Source organism: Massilia aurea, assembly GCF_040790145.1.
Lineage (GTDB): Bacteria > Pseudomonadota > Gammaproteobacteria > Burkholderiales > Burkholderiaceae_D > Telluria > Telluria aurea_C.
In genome coordinates this window covers 1-21,553 of the sequence record NZ_JBFMMP010000030.1, presented here as the reverse complement: position 1 = coordinate 21,553, position 21,553 = coordinate 1, and the positions used below count along the sequence as shown (strand labels likewise).

Here is a 21,553-nt window from a genome sequence, read left to right as displayed (position 1 = left end):
TGCTTGCTAAAGGCAAATCCAAGATGGCTGTGATTGGTGCTGCCATGCGCAAACTGGCACACCTATGCTTCGGCGTGATCCATTCTGGCAAGCCCTATGACCCAAAATTTGCGCCTTAGGGCTTGACAGGGGAGACGGTATCTACGCTTCCAGGCCCGGAATCTCGCGCAGCGCGCGCTCGAATACTTCCGGCAACTGGCCGCCTGAAATCAGGTGCTTCTGATTGATGATGACGGCCGGTACCGACTTGATGCCGGCTTGCAGGAAGAATTGTTCGCGCTCGCGCACCTCGTCGGCATACTCGTTCGACGCCAGGATATGCGCTGCCGTTTCACGTTCCAGGCCCACGCTCTCGACAGCGCGCAGCAGCACCTCGTGGTTGCTCGGGTCTTCGCAGCGCGTGAAATAGGCTTCGAGCAGCGCGACCTTCAGTTGGCGTTGCCGGCCCTCTTGTTCGGCCCACGACAGCAAGCGGTGCGCGTCGAACGTGTTGTAGATGCGGCCGCGCCGCTCCATGTCGAACGTGAAGCCCACCGCAGCGCCGCGCTCGCGGATCATCTCGCGGCTGGCGGCCTGCTGCTCGAGGGACGCACCGTATTTTTCAGTGACGTGCTCGACGATGTCCTGGCCTTCCGGCGGCATGTTCGGATTGAGTTCAAACGGCTGGAAATGCAGGTCGACCCGCACCTCGTCACCGACCTTCAACAATGCCTGTTCGAGCGATTTGAGACCGACTGCGCACCATGGGCACGAGACGTCCGACACGAAATCAATCCTGAGTTGCTTGGTCACGGCGTACCACCTTTCTGTCCGGCGCGGCGCGAGTGCGCCGCTATTGCCGACTATGGTAACGCCTGGGTAAAAATCCCGCGCACGGCGCCCTATTTTGCTTTCTTGGCCGCCGCCGACTTGCTGCCGATCTTGGATTCCTTGCCTGCGATCAGGTTGCCGATATTGCCGCTGTGACGCCACACCAGCAGTGCGCTCATCGCGAACACGGCGAACAGGATCGGGTCGACGCCGAACAGCAGGCCGTAATAGAACGGCGCGAACACCGACGCCACCAATGCCGCCAGTGACGAGTAGCGGAAGGCATACGCGACGATCATCCAGGTCGCCAGCGTCGCCAGACCCAGCCATGGATTGATGCCGAGCAGCACGCCGAGCGCGGTGGCCACGCCCTTGCCACCGACAAAGCGGAAGAACACCGGCCACAGGTGACCGAGGAATACGGCAATGGCCACCAGCGCAATGCCGGTCTCGTCCAGCCCGTAGCCGTAGCCGTAGCGCACCGCCAGCCACACGGCCAGCCAGCCTTTGGCGGCATCGCCGACCAGGGTGGCAATGGCGGCCTTCTTGCTGCCGCTGCGCAGCACATTGGTGGCGCCGGGGTTCTTCGAGCCATACGTGCGCGGATCGGACAGGCCGAATGCGCGGCTCATCACGACCGCAAAGGAAATCGAACCGAGCAGGTAAGCGGCAATGGTGGCAATCAGGGTGTTCATCGTGTCTCTTTCGTGGGCGCCGGTATCAGGTTCATTTCTCTACCGGAAATTGGTGCGTGAATATACACCATCGGAAGCATGCGGCGAAGCTACTCGGCAAGGGCGCATGCCACCGGCCGCGCTCCCAGCACATCGACCAGCACGCGCGGATCGATGCCGACCAGGTAACCGCGCCGCCCGCCGTTGATATAGATTTTTTCAAGCTGCAGGATGCCTTCTTCGACATACACCGGCATCGCCTTGCGGATCCCGAACGGCGAAGTTCCACCAACCAGATACCCTGAATGACGCTGGGCGACATCCGGCTTGCATGGTTCGACCGACTTGCAGGGGATGGCGCGGGCCAGGTTTTTGGTCGACACCTTGCAATCGCCGTGCATCAGCACGATCAATGGCTTGGCTGCTTCGTCCTGCATGACCAGGGTCTTGACCACGTCATGCTCCGCCACGCCAAGCGCGCTGGACGAGACCGCAGTACCGCCATGCTCCTGGTACGCATAAGGATGCTCGGAAAATGCGACGCCATGCTTGCGCAGGAATTGGGTGGCGGGCGTCTCGGAGACGTGCTCTTTCTTGGCCATGCGTGTTACGCTAAAGACGAACAATAGGGATTTCTATTATGCAGGAAGAACTTCGGTTTGCCACCTTCAACACTTTCAATCTGGCACCGCCTGGTGCACGCTTGTACGACAATCTCGCGCCCACCACGGCCGACGAATACGAAGCCAAACTCAACTGGACGGCGCACCAGCTCGACCTGATCAATGCCGACGTGATCGGCTTCCAAGAAATTTTCTCGCAGAGCGTGCTCGCGGAAGTCTTGCGGCGCACGCGGCGCTATCGCGAGGCGCACCATATCGGCTTCGATCCTGACCCCAGCGCGGTGCGCCTGACGCCCAGCGTGGCCCTGGTCTCGCGCCTGCCGCTGGCCGAGCCTGGCTCGGCGCTGGGCAAGTTTCCGGACAATGTCACGATGCCGCCCGGCAGCCGCGACCCCGACCGCTTCACGCGTGCCCCGCTGCATGCGGGCGTGATCGCGCCGTCGGGCGTGGTAATCGATGTGGTCGTGGTGCACCTGAAATCGCGCCGGCCCGATTACCGCTCGAGCGACAGCGGAGCCGACCCGCACTTGTACGCGCTGGCCTGCCTGCGCTCGCTGATCCGGCGCGGCACCGAGGCCACGGCGCTGCGCGTGCTGCTGACCGACATGGCGCACGCCAACCGCCGCCCGCGCATCGTGCTCGGAGACTTCAACGACGTGGCCGACTCGGTGACCACCGAGATCGTGCTGGGTGCGGGCACGCCGGTCGACGAGCGCCTGTACGACGCCAGCCAGGTGCAGCGCCGGCTCGATCACCAGCGCCATGTGGGGTTTTCAATCCTGCACGACACGCGCCATTCGACGATCGACCATATCCTGGTGTCGCCCGAATTCAATCCGGCGCTGCCGGAGGCGATCGGGGAAGTGATCGATGTCGTGTATCTGAACGATCACCTGAACCTGGCGTTGCCGGAGGCGTCGGATCATGGGCAGGTACTGGCCAGGATTCGCTTGTTCGGGCAGCAGGTGGCGGTGGTGGAAGAGATGGGGTGATGGAGCAGAATTTCGCCTACCCGTTACGTCAGTTCACGTTCTTCGTTAGCTTAAAAACGTCGTTCCAGCGGAGGCTGGAAGCCAAGTTGGTAGCGTCGCCGACTGCTTCAAACTAATCAAGATGCCGGCAAACCTGGGTTCCCGCCTGCGCGGGAACGACGGGCTTGGGTCGGCGGTGTACACCCCGCCCGCCCGCTCTTCACGCCATATGCGTCGTCAGGTCCGGCCGCGTACTGGCCGCGCTGGCATAAAACCCCTGGTAATCGTCGCACCCATGCTGGCGCAAGAATTCAAGCTGCTCCGCTGTTTCCACGCCCTCCCCCACCACCCGTAGCTGCAGGCTGCGCGCCACCGCAATGATCGCCGTCACCATCGCCGCATCCACCGGATCGTGCCCGACATCGCCCACATAGCTGCGGTCGATTTTCAGTTTGGTGAGTGGAAAACGCCGCAGCGCTTCCAGGCTCGACAGCCCCGTACCGAAGCGGTCGACGCTCAGCTGCACGCCGCGCGCACGCAGCGCCTGCGCCGTGTCGCCGAACGCCGGCTCGCCCCGGATCAGCGCGTCTTCGGCGATCTCGAGTTCGAGCGCATCCGGCGGCAGGCCAGCGCTTTTCAGCGCGGCGTCAATCGCCGGCAACAAGCCGTCGTGCCCCAGCTGGACGTCGGACAGGTTCACCGCCACCGTGACGGGAAACCCGGCATTGCGCCACGCGCGTGCCCGCCGGCACGCTGCGCGCAGCACCCATTCGCCGATCGGGACGATCAGCCCGGACGCTTCGGCGACCGGCAGGAATTCGTGCGGCAGCAACAGTCCGCGTTCGGGGTGGCGCCAGCGCAGCAGCGCCTCGACCGACGTCACGCGCCCGGTCGCCACTTCGATGGCGGGCTGGTATTGCAGCATGAATTCACGGCCATCGATCGCCTGGCGCAGGCGGTTTTCAAGATCGACGCGCTCGATCACGTGGGCGTTCATGGCGGGGCTGAAGAAGCGGAAGGTATCGCGCCCGTTCTGCTTGGCGTGGTACATCGCCACGTCGGCGTGGTGCAGCAGGGTTTCGACTTCACAGCCGTCGTCGGGACACAGCGCGATGCCGATCGAGGTCGACAGCGTCACTTCTTGTCCGCCGACGTCGATCGGCCGCGCCACGGCTTGCGTGACGGCGGAGGCGACGTGCGCAGCCTGGTCGGCGCCCTTGATGTCGGACAGCAGGACGACGAACTCGTCGCCGCCCAGCCGGCTGATGCTGTCGACCTGGCGCACGCAGGCGCGCAGGCGCACTGCCACTTCGCGCAGCACGATGTCGCCGGCCTGGTGGCCGTGGGTGTCGTTGATGGCCTTGAATTTGTCGAGGTCGAGGAACATGACGGCGCAGCGGTCGTGCTGCCGGCGCCAGGTGGCCAGCGCCTGGTGCAGGCGGTCCAGGAACAGGATACGGTTGGGCAGACCAGTGAGCGCATCGTGTTCGGCCTGGTGGCGCACCCGCTCTTCGACGCGCTTGCGCTCGCTGATATCGGACAGCATCGCCATATAGCTCGACACATCGCCGTGCGCATCGCGGATGGCCGTGAGCGTGACGCGCACCGGGTAGCGCTGGCCGTTGCTGCGCGCGCTGGCCAGTTCGCCTTCCCAGTGGTCGGAGCCCTCGAGCTCGGCCCAGATGCGCTCATAGAAGCCGTCGTCGGCATCCCAGCCCAGGCTGGCCAGGGAATGGCCGAGGATGTGCTCGGGGGCGTGGCCGGTGATGCTGGTGAAGGCGACATTGACGGCGCGCACGCGGTACTCGGCATCCATCATGATGATGGCGTCGCGCGCGTTCTGGAACACTTGCGCGGCTTGTTCGAGATTGGTTTCGGCCTCTTTGCGCGCCGTGATGTCGACTTCCATGCAGAACACTTCTTGCATCACATTGTCGTGCTTGACGGGATAGTGGCAGGAGTACACCCAGTGGCGGCGGCCCGCCGTCGATTGCACCTGCCAGTCGCGTGCCGGGGGCGCCTGGCCGGTGCGCCAGATGGCGGCGATGGCGTCTTCGAATTCGGGCTGGCGGTCGAGGTGGCACACCATGTCGCGAAACGCCCGGCCAACCGCCTCGGTGGAGGGGATGCCGTACAGCTCTTCGCTGGCGTGGTTCCAGAAGCGGATGGTGCCGGCGCGATCCATCGAGTGCACGGCGACCGCCGGCGCCAGCTCGAGGGCCGTCACGAAATGGTAGAGCCAGCCAAAGGCTTGCGCACCGCTCCCGGAGCCATCGCCCGGTGGCTGGGCCGGGCTCGGCATGTCAGCACCGGCTGGCATCCCTTCCGGCTCCGCAGGCCTGGCAAAGGACTGGCCGGACGACTCTGACAATGGATCGCTCACAGCGGCGCCTTTCGCTTTGGCACTGACAGTCATCAGGAAGACAAGCCTGACATGGCCATGCTGCGGGACGCGCTTCGTTTGCGGGGCAGCGAAACGGCGGGATGGCAGGACGGCAATCGCACCCTGCCGCCAGGTCGGGCAGCCAGCTGACAGCTTGTCGCATTCAGATGGCTCAGACCGTAAATGCTGCCGTTAGTTCACCGACGCCCTCAGGCAGGGCTGGCAGGCAGGGCCGCTGGCGCCGGCTCTTCGCTGGTACGATCGCTGTCGCTGTCTTGCGCGATGACGTTGCCATCGGCATCGACGTCATTCTTTGGTTCGAGCTTGCGCTTGGCCTTGTCGTCGGCCTTGCGCTTCTTGTCGAGTTCCCGTTGCCGTTTTTCGTATTGAAAATTATTCCGTGCCATAGTCACCTCGATATGATGGAGCGATAGGGATACCGTCCTGACCGGCCATTATGGACTACGGCGCCGATCCCGGCTTGGCTTAAAGCTAACCGCGGGGATGATGCTGGGCATGCAGGCGCTTGAGTCGCTCGCGCGCCACATGGGTATAAATCTGGGTGGTCGAGATATCGGCGTGGCCCAGCAGCAGTTGCACCACGCGCAGGTCGGCGCCATGGTTGAGCAGGTGGGTGGCAAACGCGTGGCGCAGCGTGTGCGGCGAGAGCGGCCCCGTGATCCCGGCCTTCTTCGCGTGCTTCTTGATCAGGATCCAGAACATCTGGCGCGTCATCGGCCCACCGCGCCCCGTCACGAACAGCGCGTCGTCGATCTGGCCATTGAGGATGATGCCGCGCGCATCCTTCAGGTAACGCTCGATCCAGCGCCGCGCTTCTTCGCCGAACGGCACCAGGCGCGTCTTGCTGCCCTTGCCCGTCACCCGCAGCACGCCATCGTTCAGACTCACTTCGACCAGTTTCAGGGCCACCAGTTCCGACACCCGCAAGCCGCTGGCATACATCAGCTCGAGCATCGTGCGTTCGCGCAGGCCCAGCGGCGTGGATACGTCCGGCGCCGCGAGCAGCGCCTCGACCTGGCTTTCGTTCACGGTGTGCACGAAGCGCGTCGGTTGGCGCGCCGACGCCATCTTCAGGCATGGGTCGACCGCGATCCGGTTGCGGCGCAGCGCCAATCCATAGAAGCGCTTGAGCACCGACAGGCGGCGGTTGGCCGTGCTCGGGCGCGACTCGGGGTGGCGTTCGGCAAAGTAGGCCGCCAGGTCGTCCGCGCCGACGGCCAGCAGGTCACGTTCCGGGCGCCGCTCGTGCAGCCAGGTGGCGAACAGGCGCATGTCGCGCCGGTAGGCGTCGAGCGAGTTCTTCGCCAGGCCCTGTTCGAGCCAGAGCGTGTCGCAGAACTCGTCGATCAGGGCCAGATCGACTGCTGCTGCCATGGACTTGCAGTGGCGCCTTCGTGGCGCAGCAACCAGCGTTTGACCGACAGGTGAAAACCGTTTTCGTCGTCCTGGTTCGCAAAGCCCCCCAGGCCGCCGGTGGCCGTGACGCGGTGACAGGGAATCACGAGCGGGAACCAGTTGGCGCCGCAGGCCTGGCCGACGGCGCGCGGGGCCGAGCCGATCACGCGCGCCACGTGCCCGTAGGTGCGCACGGCGCCGCGCGGGATGGCGCGGATTTCTTGCCAGACCTTGCGCTGGAAGTCAGTGCCGGCCTCGGCCAGCGGCAGGTCGAACACGAAGTCGGCATCCTGCAGATACTGCGTGACTTGCTGCGCAGCCTGCTCGGCGAGCGCGCTGTCGGCGCTTTTTGCGGCGAACGATGGCGGCAGGTAGACCAGCTCGCGCACCGTGTCCGCATCCGTGCGGATGCCCAGCGCGCCGAAGGGCGCCGCGACGATGGCGTTGAACAACTGGGTGGCACGGTCTGGCTTCATGGCGGCGGTCGAGGGGGCGCGGCAAGGGGAACATCCCGCTGGCAGGCACCCCGGCATCTTACTCGTCGCAGGGAGTGCGCGGCCAGTCGTTTAGCCTTTGGAAATGAAAAACAGGCGAAAAAAAAGCGCACCATCAGGTGCGCTCCAATTCGGGTCACGTCTCCGGTCGTTTGGCTGTGCCAACGACTTCTGTAAAACGTGGTGTCTCCTCGAATGTTCTCCGGTACGAGTACCGTTCTTTTATCAATGCTCCCCCCAAAAACTTGTACTGCATGTTCCTGGACTTGCCCGCACCACTTCAGTGCGTATGAGCGCCATGATAACGCATGTGCTTATAAAAGTCGTATCTTTTCAGTCACAAAATCACAAAATTGTTTTACTTATAAACAAAATGCGCTTGCTGCCTGGGTGCGTGTGCTCAACGTTCGACCTCGCGCAGGATAGCACGCACCGTTTCCTTGCCAATGCGACTTTCCATCTGTCCGTACACCGGCTGCATGGCACGGCGCCATTCGGCCTGCTGCGCCGGATTGAGCGTGTGAATCACGGTCGTGCCGGCCTGCCGGATTTTTTCGATCGACTCGTCGTTGGCGCGCTGCGCGATCTGTTTTTCATACGCGGTGGCGTCGCGCATCGCCCGCGTCAGGATAGTGCGGGTCGCGGCTGGCAAACCGTCCCAGAATTTCTTGTTGACGATGACGGCGTAACCGAGGTAACCGTGGTTCGACATGGTCAGGTGCTTTTGCGTCTCGTGCATGCGCTGGGTGTACATATTCGAGGGCGTGTTCTCGGTGCCTTCCACCACGCCATCGCGCAGCGCTGGCGCGGCTTCGGAAAATGCCAGCACCATCGGCTGGGCACCCAGCGCGCGCATCTGCGCATCAAGCACTTTCGAGGCCTGGATGCGCATGCGCACGCCCTCGAAATCCTTTGGTGCAATCAGGGGCTGGTTGGCCGACATGATCTTGAAACCGTTGTCCCAGAAGGCCAGGCCGGTAATGCCTTTCGGCTCGAGCTTGCGCAATAGTTCACGCCCAATACGCCCTTCCGTCACCTTGTACAGCGCCGCCTTGTCCGGAAAGATATACGGCAAGTCGAACGCTTCGAATTCACGCACGCCCAGCGGCGAGAACTTGGCCAGCGACGGCGCCAGCATCTGTACGGCGCCCAGTTGCAACGCCTCGAGTTCCTCGCGGTCCTTGTACAACTGGCTGTTCGGATACACTTCCACCCTGACCTGGCCGCGCGTCATCTGCTCGGCCAGCGCCTTGAAACGCTCGGCGGCGCGGCCCTTGGGCGTATCCGGCGCCACCACGTGACTGAACTTGATCACGATCGGCCCTTCTGCCCGGGCACTGATACTGGCGGCTGCGGCCAGCGCAGCGCACAGCGCGCGCACGGCCAGGGGTTTGATCTGCATGACGGTTCGACTCTTCCTGATGAAACGTTACACTGGCGAATGCCGCGTTGCCCGACTGCGTGAGTCTGGCCTGCGGCGTGCACGCCCGCTATCGTGGGATTCCACAATGCGCTCGACAGTTTAACCAAAACAGGACCTTGCATGAAATTTCCGTTCATCCAGCCCAGCTTGGCGCCAGACCTGGATGCCGAGCCCGAGCCGCGCGCCCGCTCGCGTGGCTGGCGCTTCCTGCGCTGGATGGTGCCGATCCTGCTGGTCTTGCTGTTTCTTGCCGTGCTGATCTGGCTGCCATGGCAGGCGCGCCAGATGGAAAGCAATGAGCGGCAAGAGCAATTGATCGCCGATACGCTGTGGGTCGAGCAAACGCTGCGCTTCGAGCTGGCGCGCAGCGAAGAAGCACTGGCCGCCCTTGGCGCCGACCTCGTCGTCGCGCCATTGCCCCCAGCCAAGCTGACGGCGCGCTTCCGGCAAATGTTTACCAATGGGCCGGAACTGGTGCGCGTGGTCTGGAGCGATGCCGATGGCGCCATGCAAGCCATCCACGGCAGCGACCTGCCCGCCGCCGGCCTGCCGCCCACCACGGTGCTGGCCGGCGAGATGGCGCGCTCGATCCGGCGCGGACGCTACAGCGAGCCGTACGGTGCGACGGCGACGACGCACGGCGTGATCGACTACTACCTGCCACTGTTTCGCGGCGGCCAGTTCGCCGGCAGCCTGGTGGCAACCTATAGCCTGCAAGTGCTGCTCGACGAAACGGTGCCGTGGTGGTTCGCGCAAGACAACGCACTGGCCCTGCTCGACCGCAACGAGCTGCCGGTAGCGCGGCGCGCGTCGGGCGGCCCGGGCCGCAACGTGTACACGCACCAGCGCGAACTCGACCTGCCCGGTGCGCAACTGGTGCTGTCGACCAACAGCGTCAAGCGCGCGCCGCAACTGCTGCCGAATCTGCTGGTCGGCTCGGTGATCGTGCTGGCGCTGGGTCTGTTGATGAGCCTGGCCGCGCTGTGGCGCCACATCTCGCGCACGCTGGCGGCCGAGGCCGCATTGCGCCAGCAGATGGCGTTTCGCACGGCCATGGAAAACTCGCTGATCACGGGCCTGCGCGCGCGCGACCTCGAAGGACGTGTAACGTATGTGAACCGGGCCTTTTGCCAGATCGTCGGCCTGCCGCAAGAAGAATTGATCGGCAAAAAACCGCCGATGGCGTACTGGGCGCCGGAAGCGATGGCCGAATACGAAGACCGCTTCCAGGGCATCCTGTCGGGCAAGGTCACGCCGCAATTCGAGACCGTGTTCCAGCGCCCGGACGAGGTGCGGGTGCCGGTGCTGGTGTTCGAGTCGCCGCTGGTCGACGTCGACGGGCGCCATACCGGCTGGATGAGTTCGGTGCTCGATATCACCGATCGCAAGCGCGTCGAAGAACTCAACCGCCAGCAAGAAGAAAAGCTGCAGGCGAGCGCACGTCTGGCCACGATGGGCGAACTGTCGTCGATGCTGGCGCATGAGCTGAACCAGCCACTGGCCGCCATCTCGAGCTACACCGTTGGCGCGCTCAATATGCTCGACCGCGCCGCCGGCGCCGGCCAGGAAGTCAAGCCGGGCATGCTGCGCCACGCGCTGGAACAGGCGCGCCAGCAAGCCCAGCGCGCCGGCCACATCATCCGCAGCGTGCACGAGTTCGTCAAAAAGCGCGAACCCCTGCGCCAGGAACTGACGATCCGCAGCGTGATCGCCAGCGTGCATGCGCTGATCGAACTGCAGGCGCGTCAGGCCGGCGTGGCGCTGCGCGTGCACTTGCCGCCGGGCTTGCCGCCAGTGCTGGCCGACCGCGTGCTGCTCGAGCAAGTGCTGCTCAATCTCACGCGCAATGGCATCCAGGCCATGCAAGACACTGTGCAAGACCAGCGCGTGCTGCGCATCGAGGCGGCGCACGTCGATGGCCAGGTGGCGGTGTCGGTGATCGACCGCGGCCACGGCATTTCGCCCGAAGTGGCCGAGCGGCTGTTCTCGCCGTTCTATTCGACCAAGGCCGAAGGCATGGGCATGGGGTTGTCGATTTGCCGCACCGCGATTGAGTTTCACGGCGGCACCTTGAGCCACGCGCCGCATCCACCCGGCGGCACCGTGTTCACGTTTTCGCTGCCGGCGCAGGCGGCCAGCCGGGCGGTCGGCTAAAATCGCGCTACGGCGCACTCGCCGTCACTGCCAACATCACGGAGACCCACATGCTGCACATCGTCGACGACGAAGAAGTCATACGCGATTCGCTCGCCTGGCTGGCGCAATCGCGCGGCCTCAACGCGCGCAGCTATCCCGGCGGCCAGGAATTCCTCGATGTCCTCAAGGACCTCGACGGCAACGGCGACTGTGTACTGCTCGACGTGCGCATGCCTGGCATGAACGGCATCGCCGTATTCGACCAGTTGATCGGCCGCGGGCTGCTGCCACGCCTGCCGGTGATTTTCCTGACCGGCCACGGCGAGGTGCCGATGGCGGTCGATTCGCTCAAGCGCGGCGCCTTCGATTTTTTCGAGAAACCGTTCAACGACAATGTCTTGATGGACCGCGTGGAAGAAGCGCTGGCCGCTTCGCGCAAGGCGGCCACGTCGGCTGCGGTGCAGGCGCGGCTGGCGACCTTGTCGGCGCGCGAGCGCGAAGTGCTCGATCTGATCCTGGCCGGCATGATGAACAAGGTCGTGGCCGACAAACTCGGCATCAGCATGCGCACGGTCGAGGTGCACCGGGCCCATATCTTCGACAAGATGCAGGTCAAGACGGCGGTGGAACTGGCCGGCTTGCTCAAGTAATACTGGCGGCGCGCTCGCGTCGCTGCCGCACGTCCCCTGATTTTCCGCGCGTCAAGGGTCTCTGCTATCTGCGGCAAGCCTTGTAAAATAATCTTTGAACGCGCCGCGGCCTGGGCGCCGCGATGCACACTCTCTTTCAGGAAACGCTCATGAACGAAAAGACAGTTGCAGACAAGATGTTTTTACGCACGGCCAAATCGATGCTGGTGCTCAACGGCCAGGTCAATCCGAACGTCACGGCGCAGATGCCTGCCGAGATCGTCAATGATGGTGACGGGCCATTCGACGTCGTCCTGATGTTCTGCATGGGTCGCAAGGACCTCGAACACTACCTGCCGATCGCCAGGCAAAAGCTGGGCGACAAAGGCTCGCTCTGGATTGCTTACCTCAAGCAGACGGCGTCGAAGGCGACCGATATCAATCGCGATTCGATCAATGCCTATGCCAAGGAAAACGGCATCACTGGCGTGGCGATGATTTCGATCGATGGGGATTGGTCGGGCCTACGCTTGAAACGCATCGAAGTATAAGTAGTTGAATGGGTCTAGGCGCCGTGGCGCGCCAGGGCCCACGCCACATGCTCGCGCACCAGCCCGGACGGATGCCCTGCCCGCGCCTGCAATGCGGCGACGATGGCGGCATCGCCGCGCAATGTCTCGGCCGCATTGCCCAGCCCCACCGCCAGATTACGCAACCAGCGCTCGTGCCCGATGCGCCGGATCGGACTGCCTTCCATGCGCCGGTTGAATTCTTCTTCTTCCCACCCGAACAGCCCCACCAGGTCGCCGTCCCCCAGGCCATTGCGCTCATCGAAATCCGGCACCTGCGCCCGCTGCGCGAACTTGTTCCACGGGCACGCCACCTGGCAATCGTCGCAGCCATAGATGCGGTTGCCGATCAGCGGGCGCAGCTCCTCCGGAATACTGCTTTTCAGCTCAATGGTCAGGTACGAGATGCAGCGCCTCGCATCGAGCTTGCCCGGCCCGAGGATGGCGCCGGTCGGGCACAGGTCGATGCAGGCGGTGCAGGCGCCGCAGTGCTTGCCGGTGGGTGGGTCGACCGGCAGCGGCAGGTCGATCAGGATCTCGCCGATGAAAAAGGTCGAGCCGGCCGCGCGCGACAGCAGCAATGTGTGCTTGCCGCGCCAGCCCAGGCCGGCTTTTTCGGCCAGCGGCAATTCCATCACGGGCGCCGAATCGGTGAACACGCGAAAGCCGAACGGACCGATCTCGCCCTGGATCTTTGCGGCCAATGCCTGCAGGCGGTTGCGCAGCACCTTGTGATAGTCGCGGCCCCGGGCGTACACCGACACGACAGCCGCGTTCGGATCGGCCTGGCGCAGCCGTTCCTGGGCGCGCCAGTCGCCTTCACGCGAAGCCGGCAGGTAGTCCATCCGCACCACGATCGCGCGCACGGTGCCGGGGACGAGTTCGGCTGGCCGCGCACGCTTCATGCCGTGGGTTGCCATATAATCCATCTCACCGTGGTACCCCGCGTCCAGCCAGGCTTGCAGGCCCGCCTCCAGGTGCCCCAGGTCGACATCGGCGATGCGCACGTCGGCAAAGCCCAGCCCCGCGCCCCACCCCTTGATGGCGCGCGCAAGCTCGGGCAAGTCGACGGATGGTGTTGGGGAAATGGACATACCAGGTGGGAACGCGACAAGATCACAACGCAGCACAACACGCTATTTTATTCCATGCAGCCCTTCAAAGCGCACTTGCAACACTATTTGCCGGACGAGTCGGCCACTGACGCACTGGGCGCCGCCCTTGCGCGCGCACTTGCGCCCGGCCTCGTCATCTATCTGCACGGCGATCTCGGCGCCGGCAAGACCGCGCTCACCCGCGCCCTGCTGCGCGCGCTGGGCCATACGGGCACGGTGAAAAGCCCGACCTATACGCTGTCGGAGCCCTACAACGTGATGCTTGACGCCAATCCGCTGAGCGTGATCCACTATGACCTGTATCGCATGTCGAGTCCGGAAGAATTCCTGGACGCCGGATTTCGCGAAGATTTCGACGGCCACAATGTCTGCATCGTCGAGTGGCCCGAAAAAGGCGAGCCGGTATTGCCACCGCCGGATATCCGTTTACTGCTGAGCGTCAGCGGAAACGGTCGTGCTGTAGAATTGCAAGCGTTGTCTGAATTAGGCCTGCTATGCCTCGATCGTCTCGCGTTTCCCCCGCCCCCTTGAGCGCCACCTCCGTTCGCCGCCGCGTCATGCTCAAGGCCGGCGGCACGCTGCTGCTGTCCGTCGTCGCGCTGCCCGCCAGCGCCAAACAGATCCTGGCGGTACGGGTCTGGCCCGCGCCCGAATACACCCGTGTCACGCTGGAAAACGACACCGATCTCAAGACCGAGCACTTCCTGATTCCCGATCCGCCGCGCCTCGTCGTCGACATCGACGGCCTGGGCCTGAACGCCACGCTGAAAAGCCTGGTGGCCAAGATCGAGCCTAACGACCCGTATATCAAGCAGGTGCGCGTGGGCCAGAACCGGCCGAACGTGGTGCGCCTGGTGTTCGACCTGAAGGCCGAGGTCAAGCCGCAGGTGTTTACGCTCGCCCCCGTGGCCGGCTACCAGCACCGCCTGATCTTCGACCTGTATCCGGTCACGCCGGTCGACCCGATCGCGGCGATGATCGAAAGCGGCGAATGGAGCACCGGCCCGACCAGGACCGTGGCCGAAGGCACGCCGGCGCTGGGCGATCCGGTCTCCGGCCCGCCGGGCGCGACCATGCCGGCCACGGTGCTGCCGCCGTCCGGCGCCATCGGGGCTGCAGCAGGCGCCATCGTCGCCGCCACGCCGCCGGTGCAGATCCCGATGCCGGCGCCGGCCGCGCCGCGCACCCAGCCGAACGCCGCGCCGGACGCGATTGCCAAGCTCGAAGCCGAGATGTCGGGCCTGCAAGGCACGCCGCCGCCCCAGCCGGTGCAACCGACGCCCGGCAAGGCCGGCGCACGGCCAGCCCAGAAAGTGGCGCGCATGGTCACCATCGCGCTCGACCCGGGCCATGGCGGCGAAGACCCGGGCGCGATCGGTGCGCGCGGCAGCCGCGAGAAAGACATCGTGCTCGAAGTGGCCAAGCGTCTCAAGGCCAAGCTCGAACAACTGCCCAACACGCGCGTGATGCTCACCCGCGACGGCGACTTCTTCGTGCCGCTGAACACCCGGGTGCAAAAGGCGCGCAAGGTGCAGGCCGACCTGTTCGTGTCGATCCACGCCGATGCCTGGGTCTCGCCGACCGCACGCGGCTCGTCCGTGTTCGTGCTGTCCGAAAAAGGCGCCAGTTCCAGCGCGGCGCGCTGGCTGGCCAATGACCAGAACCGGGCCGACCTGGTCGGCGGCGTCAACCTGGCCGGCGGCAGCGCCGACAAGCAGCTCGCCAGCGTGCTGTTCGACCTGTCGACCACCGCCCAGATCACCGACAGCCTCAAGCTCGGCAAGGCCGTGCTCAAGGAAATCGGCGGCATCAACCGGCTCCACAAGGCGTCGGTCGAGCAGGCCGGCTTCGCCGTGCTCAAGGCGCCGGACATTCCATCGATCCTGGTCGAAACGGCGTTCATCTCGAACCCGCAAGAAGAAGCGCGCCTGAACGACAACGACTACCAGGATCAACTGGCCAGCGCGATCACCAACGGTATTCGCCGCTATTTCGCCGACAACCCGCCTATGGCCAAGAGCCGCCAGACCTGACATGGAACACATCACCTTCGGGCAGCTGCCCGCGATCCGCATCACGGCGCCCGACGGCGCTACCGCCGTCGTCACGCTGTACGGCGCGCACCTGGTGTCGTGGCATGGCGCCGACGGTGGCGAGCGCTTGTTTTTAAGCAGCCGCTCGGCGCTCGACGGCAGCCGCGCGATTCGTGGCGGCGTACCGGTAATCTTTCCGCAATTTGCCGAACGGGGCGCCGGAATGCGGCATGGCTTTGCGCGCGTCAGCACGTGGCGCCTGGAAGACAGCGGCGTCGAGGATGGCGCGGCGTGGGCGGTGTTCGGCCTGAACGAGGCCGACCTGCCGCCGGCGCTGGCGAGCGTGTGGCCGCACCGGTTCGCGCTGCAGCTGCGCGTGGCGGTGCGGGCCAATGAACTGATCATGGCGCTGAATGTAAGTAATTCAGGTGACGCGGCGTTTCCGTTCGCGGCGGCGCTGCACACCTACCACCTCGTGCCGCACCTGGCCGACGTGCGCATCGAAGGGTTAGACGCCGGCACGCTGTCGATCGCGGACAAGCTCGACGTGGTGTACGAACAGGTGGACAACACGATCTTTCTCGGCACCTGGGCGCGCGTGCTGACGCTCGAGCAGGAAGGTTTTTCCGATGCGGTGGTGTGGAATCCGGGCGCCGTCGATACGGCGGCGCTGGCGGATATGGAAGACGACGAATACCAGCGCTTCGTGTGCATCGAGCCGGCGCAGCTGGCGCCGGTAAGCTTGGCGCCCGGCGCGGTCTGGGAAGGCCGGTATCGGGTCAGCTGACCTGCTGCTTCAGCATGGGTTAGCTGAACTGCTGCTACAGCACGTCGTTCCCGCGGAGGCGGGAACCCAAGTCAGCTTGAGTTACCGGTATGCTCGGCCGAAGTGACTTGCGTCGAACTTAGGTTCCCGCCTGCGCGGGAACGACGGTTTTGAAGCGAACAATCCCACGATCTTCCACTACATCGATTCCTTGATCATCCGCCCATTGCTCGGCTGCACCGGCCGCGCATTGTAGGGGTACAGCCGCGAGAACAGCGCCATCTGCTGCGGCGAGGCCGTCATCGGCTGTTTCATCACGATCCACAGCACGTTCTCGGTACAGGGCGGCTCGCTCAGCGAACCCATATACGTGAAGTAGTCGCGCCGCGCCGGCAGGATCTCGTTCACGTCCAGCACGATCGAGGGCGTGACGGTCGTGAGCTTTTCCAGCGGCAGGTTGTTCCACACGGTCTGGATCATCGGATTGGCGTCGCCACGCTCGAGCAGCACCGCCAGCACGGCGATCTTGTTGTCATAGCTCTTGTGCACCATGTGCACCACCATCTCGGTGCCCCTGCCGTTGATGCGCTCTTCGCCCGGACGGTGGAAGTGGAACTGCTGCAGCTCGTAGGTCATGCCGCCCACTGTCAAAAAGTTCCCGCCCGCGACATTGACTTGCACCGTGTGGCCATTGTCGATCTCGTTGAACGAGCTCGGCTGATAGTCGACGGTGATCTGCTCGAGGTTGACCTTGATGCCGTCGCGCAGGTCGATCGGGGACTGGCGATTGCCCGTGTTGCAGGCCGCCCAGGCGGTGTTGATCCTGGACCAATTCTCGGGGCCGAATTCGCCTTCATAACTCCAGTGCGTGCCGTTCTTCGGCTTGGCCGCTTCGACGACCACGGCCGCGGCCAGTGCGGCTTCCTTCTTGCGCCGTGCGTCGGCGACCTTGCGCGCGCGCGCCGCCTGTTCGGCGCGCAGGGCCTGCTTGGCACGCAGCTCGGCAAGCTTCTCGGCGATGCGTACCGACAGGTCGACTTCGGCGTCTTCTTCCGATTTCGCCGGGGCAGCCGCAGCGGCAGCAGGAACGACGGGCGCGGCAGTGGCCGGCTTGAGGTTCGGGCGGATGGACGCGATCGCAGGCTTTGCGGTCTCGGCCGCAGGCTTGGTGGTCTTCGGTGTCGGTTCGTTCGCATGTGCCAGAGCGGTGACCAGGCTCAGGGTACATACTGCGATCAGGTTGCGCATGTGATTTTCGGATAGTTTGATTCTCTGTAGTCTTATCGGACTCGGCGTCGGTAACTTGAGTGCGCTGCAGCAACATCAAGCCATTAAATGTTCGGATTAACCGGTTTGCTAGCCTGGGCAACAACACCTCTTACCATCCTTGCATCAGCTGCTCTTCCCTCGATTACAATTGTCGTTACACAAACATCAGCGGCAGCGCCGCGACAAGGGGAGCAGATGCACGCAGCGTCATCGAACACCAGCACGATCCATGCAACCGTCGGCGCAGCGCTGTGCGCGCTGCTCACGCTGTCCAGTGCCCACGCCGCGCCAGCGAAGGCCGGCAAGGAACTGCTGCCCAGGCTGACGGTGGCCGACGTCGTCAAGGCGTCCAGGCCGGCCGAGTGGCGCGCGCTCGATCCCGAGAACACGATGTACATCGAACTGCCCACCGGCCGGGTCGTGATCGAACTGGCGCCGCGCTTTGCGCCGAACACGGTCGCCAACATCCGCGCGCTGGTACGCGAGCGCTACTTCGACGGTTTGTCGGTGATGCGCGCGCAGGATGGCTTCGTCGTGCAGTGGGGCGACCCGGATGAAGACACCCCGCGCCCCTTCAAGGCCGCCAAGACCGTGGCCGCCGAATTCACCGTGCCATATGCCAGCAGCGATCCGTTCACGCGCCTGAAAGAGCGCGACGTCTACGCGCCGCAGGTCGGCCACGTCGATGGCTTTCCGGTCGCGCGCAACCCGGCCACCAGACAGACCTGGTTGCCGCACTGCTACGCGATGGTCGGCGTGGCGCGCGATGATGGCGCCGACACCGGCAGCGGCTCGCAGTTGTACACCGTGATCGGCCACGCGCCGCGCCACCTGGACCGCAACATCACGGTCGTGGGCCGCATCGTGGCGGGCATGCCGCTGCTGACCGTCATGCCGCGCGGGACGGGCGCCGCGGGCTTTTACGAGAAAGCAGAACAGCGCACGCCGATCGCCACTGTGCGCATGGCCGCGGACGTGCCGCCGGCCGAGCGCAGCAAGCTCGAAGTGCTGCGCTCGGACAGCGCCGCGTTCCAGGGCGTGATCGAAGCCCAGCGCAATCGCGGCGGGCCGTGGAGCAAGGTCGCCGCCGGCGCGATCGATCTGTGCAATGTGCCGATTCCCGTGCGCGAGCAGGGACAGTAAGGACCGATTCCAGCCGAGGTTGATCGGGGTCTTTTAGGGCGGGCTATAATCTGCGGATGAACGCCCCTGCCCCGACCAATCGTCCCATCCTGCAGCTTCCCGACCAGCTCATTTCGCAGATCGCCGCCGGCGAAGTGGTCGAGCGGCCCTCGGCCGTCGTCAAGGAGCTGCTCGAGAACGCGCTCGACGCCGGCTCGACCACGATCACCATCCGCCTGGAAGAAGGCGGCGTCAAACGCATCGCCATCACCGACAACGGGCGCGGCATCGCGCCCGAGCAGCTGCCCCTCGCCCTGTCGCGCCACGCCACGTCGAAGATCGCGTCGCTGAGCGACCTGGAACACGTGGGCACGCTGGGCTTTCGCGGCGAGGCGCTGGCTTCCATCGCGTCGGTGGCCTCGGTGCGCGTGACGTCGCGCACGCCTGATGCCGCGCACGCGTTCGAGATCGTCGGCTCGCACGAGGGCGTGGTGGCGCCCTCGTCGGGGGCCTGCGGCACCACGATCGACGTGCAAGACCTGTATTTCAATACGCCCGCGCGGCGCAAGTTCCTCAAGTCCGAGCAGACCGAATATGCCCACTGCGCCGAAGTCGTGCGCCGCATTGCGCTGTCGCGTCCCGACGTGGCGTTCAGTCTCTCGCACAATGGCCGCACGATCGACCACTGGAACGTGAGCGAGGCCGCCAAGCGCAGCGCCCACATCCTCGGGAGCGATTTCGCCGAAGCGCGCCTGGCGCTGGACGAGTCGGCCGGCCCGCTGCACCTGCACGGCTACGTCGGCCTGCCGACGGCCTCCAAAGCGCGCGCCGATGGCCAGTTCTTCTACGTGAACGGGCGCTTCGTGCGCGACAAGGTGCTGGTGCATGCGGTGAAGGCGGCCTACCAGGACGTGCTGCACGGCGACCGCTTCCCGGCCTACGTGCTCTCGCTCGACCTCGACCCGGCGCTGGTGGACGTCAACGTGCACCCGGCGAAGACCGAGGTGCGCTTTCGCGACAGCCGCGCGGTGCACCAGTTCGTGTTCCACGCGGTGCAGCGCACGCTGGCGCAGACGTCGGCCACCGCGCACGGCAGCGTGCCGGGCCCGATGACGGCGGCCGAGGTGCGCCCGAGCGGCACGCCGCTATGGCAGCTGTCGCAATCGCCCTCAATGCCCCAGCAACGCCCGCACGAACAGACGTCGTTCGGCGCGCAACTGACGCCAACCTTCTCGCCGTCGCCGTATGCACCGGGCAGCCGCTGGGACGATGCGGCCACCGGCGGCGGCGTGGCGCAGCGCCTCGAATCCTATGGCGCGCTGTTCGCCAGCGATGCGACCAGTACGGCCGCGGTGCCCGTGCCCATGTCAGCGGCCGACAAGCCGCTGTCGAACGACGACTTCCCGCTCGGCTTTGCGCTGGCCCAGCTGCACGGCATCTACATCCTGGCGCAGAACACGCGCGGCCTGGTGCTGGTCGACATGCACGCGGCGCACGAGCGCATCCTGTACGAGCAGATCAAGAATGCGCTGGACGCCCAGGCGCAGGGCCAGGAAATGCAGGTGCAGGCGCTGTTGATCCCGGTGACGTTCTACGCCGACGCGATGGAAGTCGCCACCGTACACGAACATGCGGACACGTTGAAAACGCTGGGCTTCGACATCGCGGCGCTGTCGCCGACGACGCTGGCGGTGCGCAGCGTGCCGACGCTGCTCAAGAACGCTGACGCGCAAACGCTGGCGCGCGACGTGCTGCGCGACGTGCGCGAATTCGGCGGCTCGCGCGTGCTGATCGAGCGGCGCAACGAGCTGCTGGGCACCCTGGCCTGCCACACCGCAGTGCGCGCCAACCGCATCCTGAGCACGCCCGAGATGAACGCGCTGCTGCGCCAGATGGAAAGCACCGAACGCGCCGACCAGTGCAACCACGGCCGCCCGACCTGGGTCCAGCTCGAGATCTCGGCGCTCGACAAACTGTTCTTGCGCGGTCAGTGATGAGTGATGTATTGATATCTGCAGCACGCAAACCGCTGGCCGTGGCGATCATGGGCCCGACCGCGTCCGGCAAGACCGCCGCCGCCCTGCGCATCGCGCACACGCGCCCCGTCGAAATCATCTCGGTCGACTCGGCCCTGGTCTATCGCGGCATGGACATCGGCACCGCCAAGCCCACGCCGGGCGAACTGGCGGCCGCGCCGCATCACCTGATCGACATCCTCGACCCGCTCGACGCGTACTCGGTCATGCAGTTCCGGAATGACACCATCCGGCTGGTGGCCGAGATCACGGCGCGCGGCGCACTGCCGCTGCTGGTGGGCGGCACGATGATGTATTTCAAGGGGCTGGTCGAGGGACTGGATGATTTGCCGACCGCCGACATGGGATTGCGGGCCGCGCTCGACGCCGAAGCGGCGCGCATCGGCTGGCCCGGCATGCACGACAAGCTGCGCGCGCTCGATCCGGTCACCGCCGACCGCCTCGCCCCGAACGACGCCCAGCGCATCAACCGCGCGCTCGAAATCATCGAGCTGACGGGCAAGCCGATGTCGGCGCTGCTGGCGCTGCGCACCAAGCCGGTGCTGCCCTTCGAGCTGGTCTCGTTTGGCCTCGAAACCGACGACCGCGCGGTGCTGCACAAGCGCATCGCGCAGCGCTTCGACGCGATGCTTGGCAAGGACGACGCCACGGGCCTGGTGGCGGAAGTGGCACGGCTGCGCGCGCGGGGCGACCTGTCCCCCACGCTGCCGTCGATCCGCTGCGTGGGCTACCGCCAGACCTGGGATTACCTCGATGGGCGCATCGACCGCGCGACGCTGCGCGAGACGGGCATCATCGCCACGCGCCAACTGGCCAAGCGCCAGATCACATGGCTGCGCGCGATGCCTGACCGGGTGGTCATCGATTGCCTGGGCCCGGACCCGGCGGGCGCGATGCTGGCCCGTCTGGCACTGTTGGATAAATGACATGCGCGGCGACTATTTGTGACCCGCACGCCCCGGCGATCTTGACAGCCATCCACTCACGCCGGATAATACTTGCCGTTGCGGTGATATAGCTCAGTTGGTTAGAGCACAGCACTCATAATGCTGGGGTCGGTGGTTCAAGTCCACCTATCACCACC

At 65.1% G+C, this 21,553-nt stretch carries 20 protein-coding genes, 1 tRNA gene and 1 pseudogene; 12 read left to right on the top strand and 10 right to left on the bottom strand.

What is annotated here, in order from left to right; genetic code table 11:
- Positions 1-119, top strand: a pseudogene (locus tag AB2N08_RS22515) (IS110 family transposase); the annotation flags it as partial.
- 22 nt (positions 120-141) lie between these two features.
- On the opposite strand, the gene AB2N08_RS22510 reads toward AB2N08_RS22515, so the two are convergent.
- From AB2N08_RS22510 to AB2N08_RS22500, 3 genes are all read right to left on the bottom strand, one after another.
- A complete protein-coding gene (locus AB2N08_RS22510; RefSeq protein ID WP_367613134.1) occupies positions 142-792 on the bottom strand; it encodes a DsbA family oxidoreductase in 651 nt (216 codons plus the stop codon).
- A gap of 89 nt (positions 793-881) precedes the next feature.
- Positions 882-1,505: a glycerol-3-phosphate 1-O-acyltransferase PlsY gene (plsY, locus tag AB2N08_RS22505; protein ID WP_367613133.1), complete on the bottom strand. Its 624-nt coding sequence runs from the start codon at positions 1,503-1,505 to the stop codon at positions 882-884.
- Between the two features lie 89 nt (positions 1,506-1,594).
- Complete coding sequence (locus tag AB2N08_RS22500) at positions 1,595-2,086, bottom strand: aminoacyl-tRNA deacylase (RefSeq protein ID WP_367613132.1); 492 nt, start codon at positions 2,084-2,086, stop codon at positions 1,595-1,597.
- Between the two features lie 38 nt (positions 2,087-2,124).
- On the opposite strand from AB2N08_RS22500, the gene AB2N08_RS22495 reads away from it, so the two are divergent.
- Entirely contained in the window at positions 2,125-3,099 is a 975-nt protein-coding gene (locus AB2N08_RS22495) for an endonuclease/exonuclease/phosphatase family protein (RefSeq protein ID WP_367613131.1), read from the top strand.
- Positions 3,100-3,298: 199 nt separating this feature from the next.
- Here AB2N08_RS22495 and AB2N08_RS22490 read toward each other — a convergent pair whose 3' ends face one another.
- The 5 genes from AB2N08_RS22490 to AB2N08_RS22470 form a co-directional block, all read right to left on the bottom strand.
- Positions 3,299-5,398: a putative bifunctional diguanylate cyclase/phosphodiesterase gene (locus AB2N08_RS22490; RefSeq protein ID WP_367613130.1), complete on the bottom strand. Its 2,100-nt coding sequence runs from the start codon at positions 5,396-5,398 to the stop codon at positions 3,299-3,301.
- Positions 5,399-5,670: 272 nt separating this feature from the next.
- The gene (locus AB2N08_RS22485) at positions 5,671-5,868 is read right to left on the bottom strand and encodes a hypothetical protein (RefSeq protein WP_367613129.1); all 198 of its coding nucleotides are present in this window, start codon (positions 5,866-5,868) and stop codon (positions 5,671-5,673) included.
- A gap of 85 nt (positions 5,869-5,953) precedes the next feature.
- Complete coding sequence (xerD, locus tag AB2N08_RS22480) at positions 5,954-6,856, bottom strand: site-specific tyrosine recombinase XerD (protein ID WP_367613128.1); 903 nt, start codon at positions 6,854-6,856, stop codon at positions 5,954-5,956.
- Positions 6,829-7,353, bottom strand: coding sequence for a methylated-DNA--[protein]-cysteine S-methyltransferase (locus AB2N08_RS22475; protein ID WP_367613127.1), 525 nt, complete (start codon positions 7,351-7,353; stop codon positions 6,829-6,831). Before AB2N08_RS22475 ends, xerD begins: the two co-directional genes overlap by 28 nt.
- 418 nt (positions 7,354-7,771) lie before the next feature.
- On the bottom strand, positions 7,772-8,758 hold the full coding sequence (locus tag AB2N08_RS22470; RefSeq protein WP_370662446.1) for a TRAP transporter substrate-binding protein: 987 nt from the start codon (positions 8,756-8,758) through the stop codon (positions 7,772-7,774).
- 156 nt (positions 8,759-8,914) lie between these two features.
- On the opposite strand from AB2N08_RS22470, the gene AB2N08_RS22465 reads away from it, so the two are divergent.
- The 3 genes from AB2N08_RS22465 (at position 8,915) to AB2N08_RS22455 (ending at position 12,110) form a co-directional block, all read left to right on the top strand.
- The gene (locus AB2N08_RS22465; RefSeq protein WP_370662445.1) at positions 8,915-10,948 is read left to right on the top strand and encodes a PAS domain-containing sensor histidine kinase; all 2,034 of its coding nucleotides are present in this window, start codon (positions 8,915-8,917) and stop codon (positions 10,946-10,948) included.
- A gap of 50 nt (positions 10,949-10,998) precedes the next feature.
- Positions 10,999-11,580: a response regulator transcription factor gene (locus AB2N08_RS22460; protein WP_367613125.1), complete on the top strand. Its 582-nt coding sequence runs from the start codon at positions 10,999-11,001 to the stop codon at positions 11,578-11,580.
- A gap of 149 nt (positions 11,581-11,729) precedes the next feature.
- Positions 11,730-12,110, top strand: coding sequence for a DUF3052 family protein (locus AB2N08_RS22455; RefSeq protein ID WP_367613124.1), 381 nt, complete (start codon positions 11,730-11,732; stop codon positions 12,108-12,110).
- Between the two features lie 14 nt (positions 12,111-12,124).
- Here AB2N08_RS22455 and queG read toward each other — a convergent pair whose 3' ends face one another.
- Positions 12,125-13,222, bottom strand: a complete 1,098-nt coding sequence (gene queG / locus AB2N08_RS22450) for a tRNA epoxyqueuosine(34) reductase QueG (RefSeq protein ID WP_367613123.1) — start codon at positions 13,220-13,222, stop codon at positions 12,125-12,127.
- Between the two features lie 54 nt (positions 13,223-13,276).
- On the opposite strand from queG, the gene tsaE reads away from it, so the two are divergent.
- The 3 genes from tsaE to AB2N08_RS22435 are packed head-to-tail and all read left to right on the top strand — an operon-like array spanning position 13,277 to position 16,063.
- Positions 13,277-13,774, top strand: coding sequence for a tRNA (adenosine(37)-N6)-threonylcarbamoyltransferase complex ATPase subunit type 1 TsaE (gene tsaE / locus AB2N08_RS22445; RefSeq protein ID WP_367613122.1), 498 nt, complete (start codon positions 13,277-13,279; stop codon positions 13,772-13,774).
- A complete protein-coding gene (locus AB2N08_RS22440) occupies positions 13,738-15,276 on the top strand; it encodes an N-acetylmuramoyl-L-alanine amidase (RefSeq protein ID WP_367613121.1) in 1,539 nt (512 codons plus the stop codon). The genes tsaE and AB2N08_RS22440 overlap by 37 nt, the downstream gene beginning before the upstream one ends.
- A gap of 1 nt (position 15,277) precedes the next feature.
- Positions 15,278-16,063: a D-hexose-6-phosphate mutarotase gene (locus AB2N08_RS22435; RefSeq protein ID WP_367613120.1), complete on the top strand. Its 786-nt coding sequence runs from the start codon at positions 15,278-15,280 to the stop codon at positions 16,061-16,063.
- Positions 16,064-16,240: 177 nt separating this feature from the next.
- On the opposite strand, the gene AB2N08_RS22430 is transcribed toward AB2N08_RS22435, so the two are convergent.
- Positions 16,241-17,290: a carbonic anhydrase gene (locus AB2N08_RS22430; protein WP_367613119.1), complete on the bottom strand. Its 1,050-nt coding sequence runs from the start codon at positions 17,288-17,290 to the stop codon at positions 16,241-16,243.
- Positions 17,291-17,506: 216 nt separating this feature from the next.
- Between AB2N08_RS22430 and AB2N08_RS22425 the strand changes: the two genes are divergently transcribed.
- From AB2N08_RS22425 to AB2N08_RS22410, 4 genes are all read left to right on the top strand, one after another.
- Positions 17,507-18,454 (top strand): peptidylprolyl isomerase, encoded by a 948-nt coding sequence (locus AB2N08_RS22425; RefSeq protein WP_367613118.1) that lies wholly within the window; start codon positions 17,507-17,509, stop codon positions 18,452-18,454.
- A gap of 56 nt (positions 18,455-18,510) precedes the next feature.
- Complete coding sequence (mutL, locus tag AB2N08_RS22420; RefSeq protein ID WP_367613117.1) at positions 18,511-20,427, top strand: DNA mismatch repair endonuclease MutL; 1,917 nt, start codon at positions 18,511-18,513, stop codon at positions 20,425-20,427.
- A 50-nt stretch (positions 20,428-20,477) separates the two neighbouring features.
- On the top strand, positions 20,478-21,395 hold the full coding sequence (gene miaA / locus AB2N08_RS22415) for a tRNA (adenosine(37)-N6)-dimethylallyltransferase MiaA (RefSeq protein ID WP_367613135.1): 918 nt from the start codon (positions 20,478-20,480) through the stop codon (positions 21,393-21,395).
- 82 nt (positions 21,396-21,477) lie between these two features.
- Positions 21,478-21,551: transfer RNA gene (locus AB2N08_RS22410), tRNA-Met, on the top strand.
- The last annotated feature ends 2 nt before the right edge of the window (positions 21,552-21,553 follow it).

What these genes read in the sequence shown, in the direction of transcription:
- plsY (WP_367613133.1), bottom strand. Translation starts at nt 1,505, where the DNA reads ATGAACACCCTGATTGCCACCATTGCCGCTTACCTGCTCGGTTCGATT.
- AB2N08_RS22500 (WP_367613132.1), bottom strand. Translation starts at nt 2,086, where the DNA reads ATGGCCAAGAAAGAGCACGTCTCCGAGACGCCCGCCACCCAATTCCTG.
- AB2N08_RS22495 (WP_367613131.1), top strand. Translation starts at nt 2,125, where the DNA reads ATGCAGGAAGAACTTCGGTTTGCCACCTTCAACACTTTCAATCTGGCA.
- AB2N08_RS22490 (WP_367613130.1), bottom strand. Translation starts at nt 5,398, where the DNA reads ATGCCAGCCGGTGCTGACATGCCGAGCCCGGCCCAGCCACCGGGCGAT.
- AB2N08_RS22485 (WP_367613129.1), bottom strand. Translation starts at nt 5,868, where the DNA reads ATGGCACGGAATAATTTTCAATACGAAAAACGGCAACGGGAACTCGAC.
- xerD (WP_367613128.1), bottom strand. Translation starts at nt 6,856, where the DNA reads ATGGCAGCAGCAGTCGATCTGGCCCTGATCGACGAGTTCTGCGACACG.
- AB2N08_RS22475 (WP_367613127.1), bottom strand. Translation starts at nt 7,353, where the DNA reads ATGAAGCCAGACCGTGCCACCCAGTTGTTCAACGCCATCGTCGCGGCG.
- AB2N08_RS22465 (WP_370662445.1), top strand. Translation starts at nt 8,915, where the DNA reads ATGAAATTTCCGTTCATCCAGCCCAGCTTGGCGCCAGACCTGGATGCC.
- AB2N08_RS22460 (WP_367613125.1), top strand. Translation starts at nt 10,999, where the DNA reads ATGCTGCACATCGTCGACGACGAAGAAGTCATACGCGATTCGCTCGCC.
- AB2N08_RS22455 (WP_367613124.1), top strand. Translation starts at nt 11,730, where the DNA reads ATGAACGAAAAGACAGTTGCAGACAAGATGTTTTTACGCACGGCCAAA.
- queG (WP_367613123.1), bottom strand. Translation starts at nt 13,222, where the DNA reads ATGTCCATTTCCCCAACACCATCCGTCGACTTGCCCGAGCTTGCGCGC.
- tsaE (WP_367613122.1), top strand. Translation starts at nt 13,277, where the DNA reads ATGCAGCCCTTCAAAGCGCACTTGCAACACTATTTGCCGGACGAGTCG.
- AB2N08_RS22440 (WP_367613121.1), top strand. Translation starts at nt 13,738, where the DNA reads ATGCCTCGATCGTCTCGCGTTTCCCCCGCCCCCTTGAGCGCCACCTCC.
- AB2N08_RS22435 (WP_367613120.1), top strand. Translation starts at nt 15,278, where the DNA reads ATGGAACACATCACCTTCGGGCAGCTGCCCGCGATCCGCATCACGGCG.
- AB2N08_RS22430 (WP_367613119.1), bottom strand. Translation starts at nt 17,290, where the DNA reads ATGCGCAACCTGATCGCAGTATGTACCCTGAGCCTGGTCACCGCTCTG.
- AB2N08_RS22425 (WP_367613118.1), top strand. Translation starts at nt 17,507, where the DNA reads ATGCACGCAGCGTCATCGAACACCAGCACGATCCATGCAACCGTCGGC.
- mutL (WP_367613117.1), top strand. Translation starts at nt 18,511, where the DNA reads ATGAACGCCCCTGCCCCGACCAATCGTCCCATCCTGCAGCTTCCCGAC.
- miaA (WP_367613135.1), top strand. Translation starts at nt 20,478, where the DNA reads ATGGGCCCGACCGCGTCCGGCAAGACCGCCGCCGCCCTGCGCATCGCG.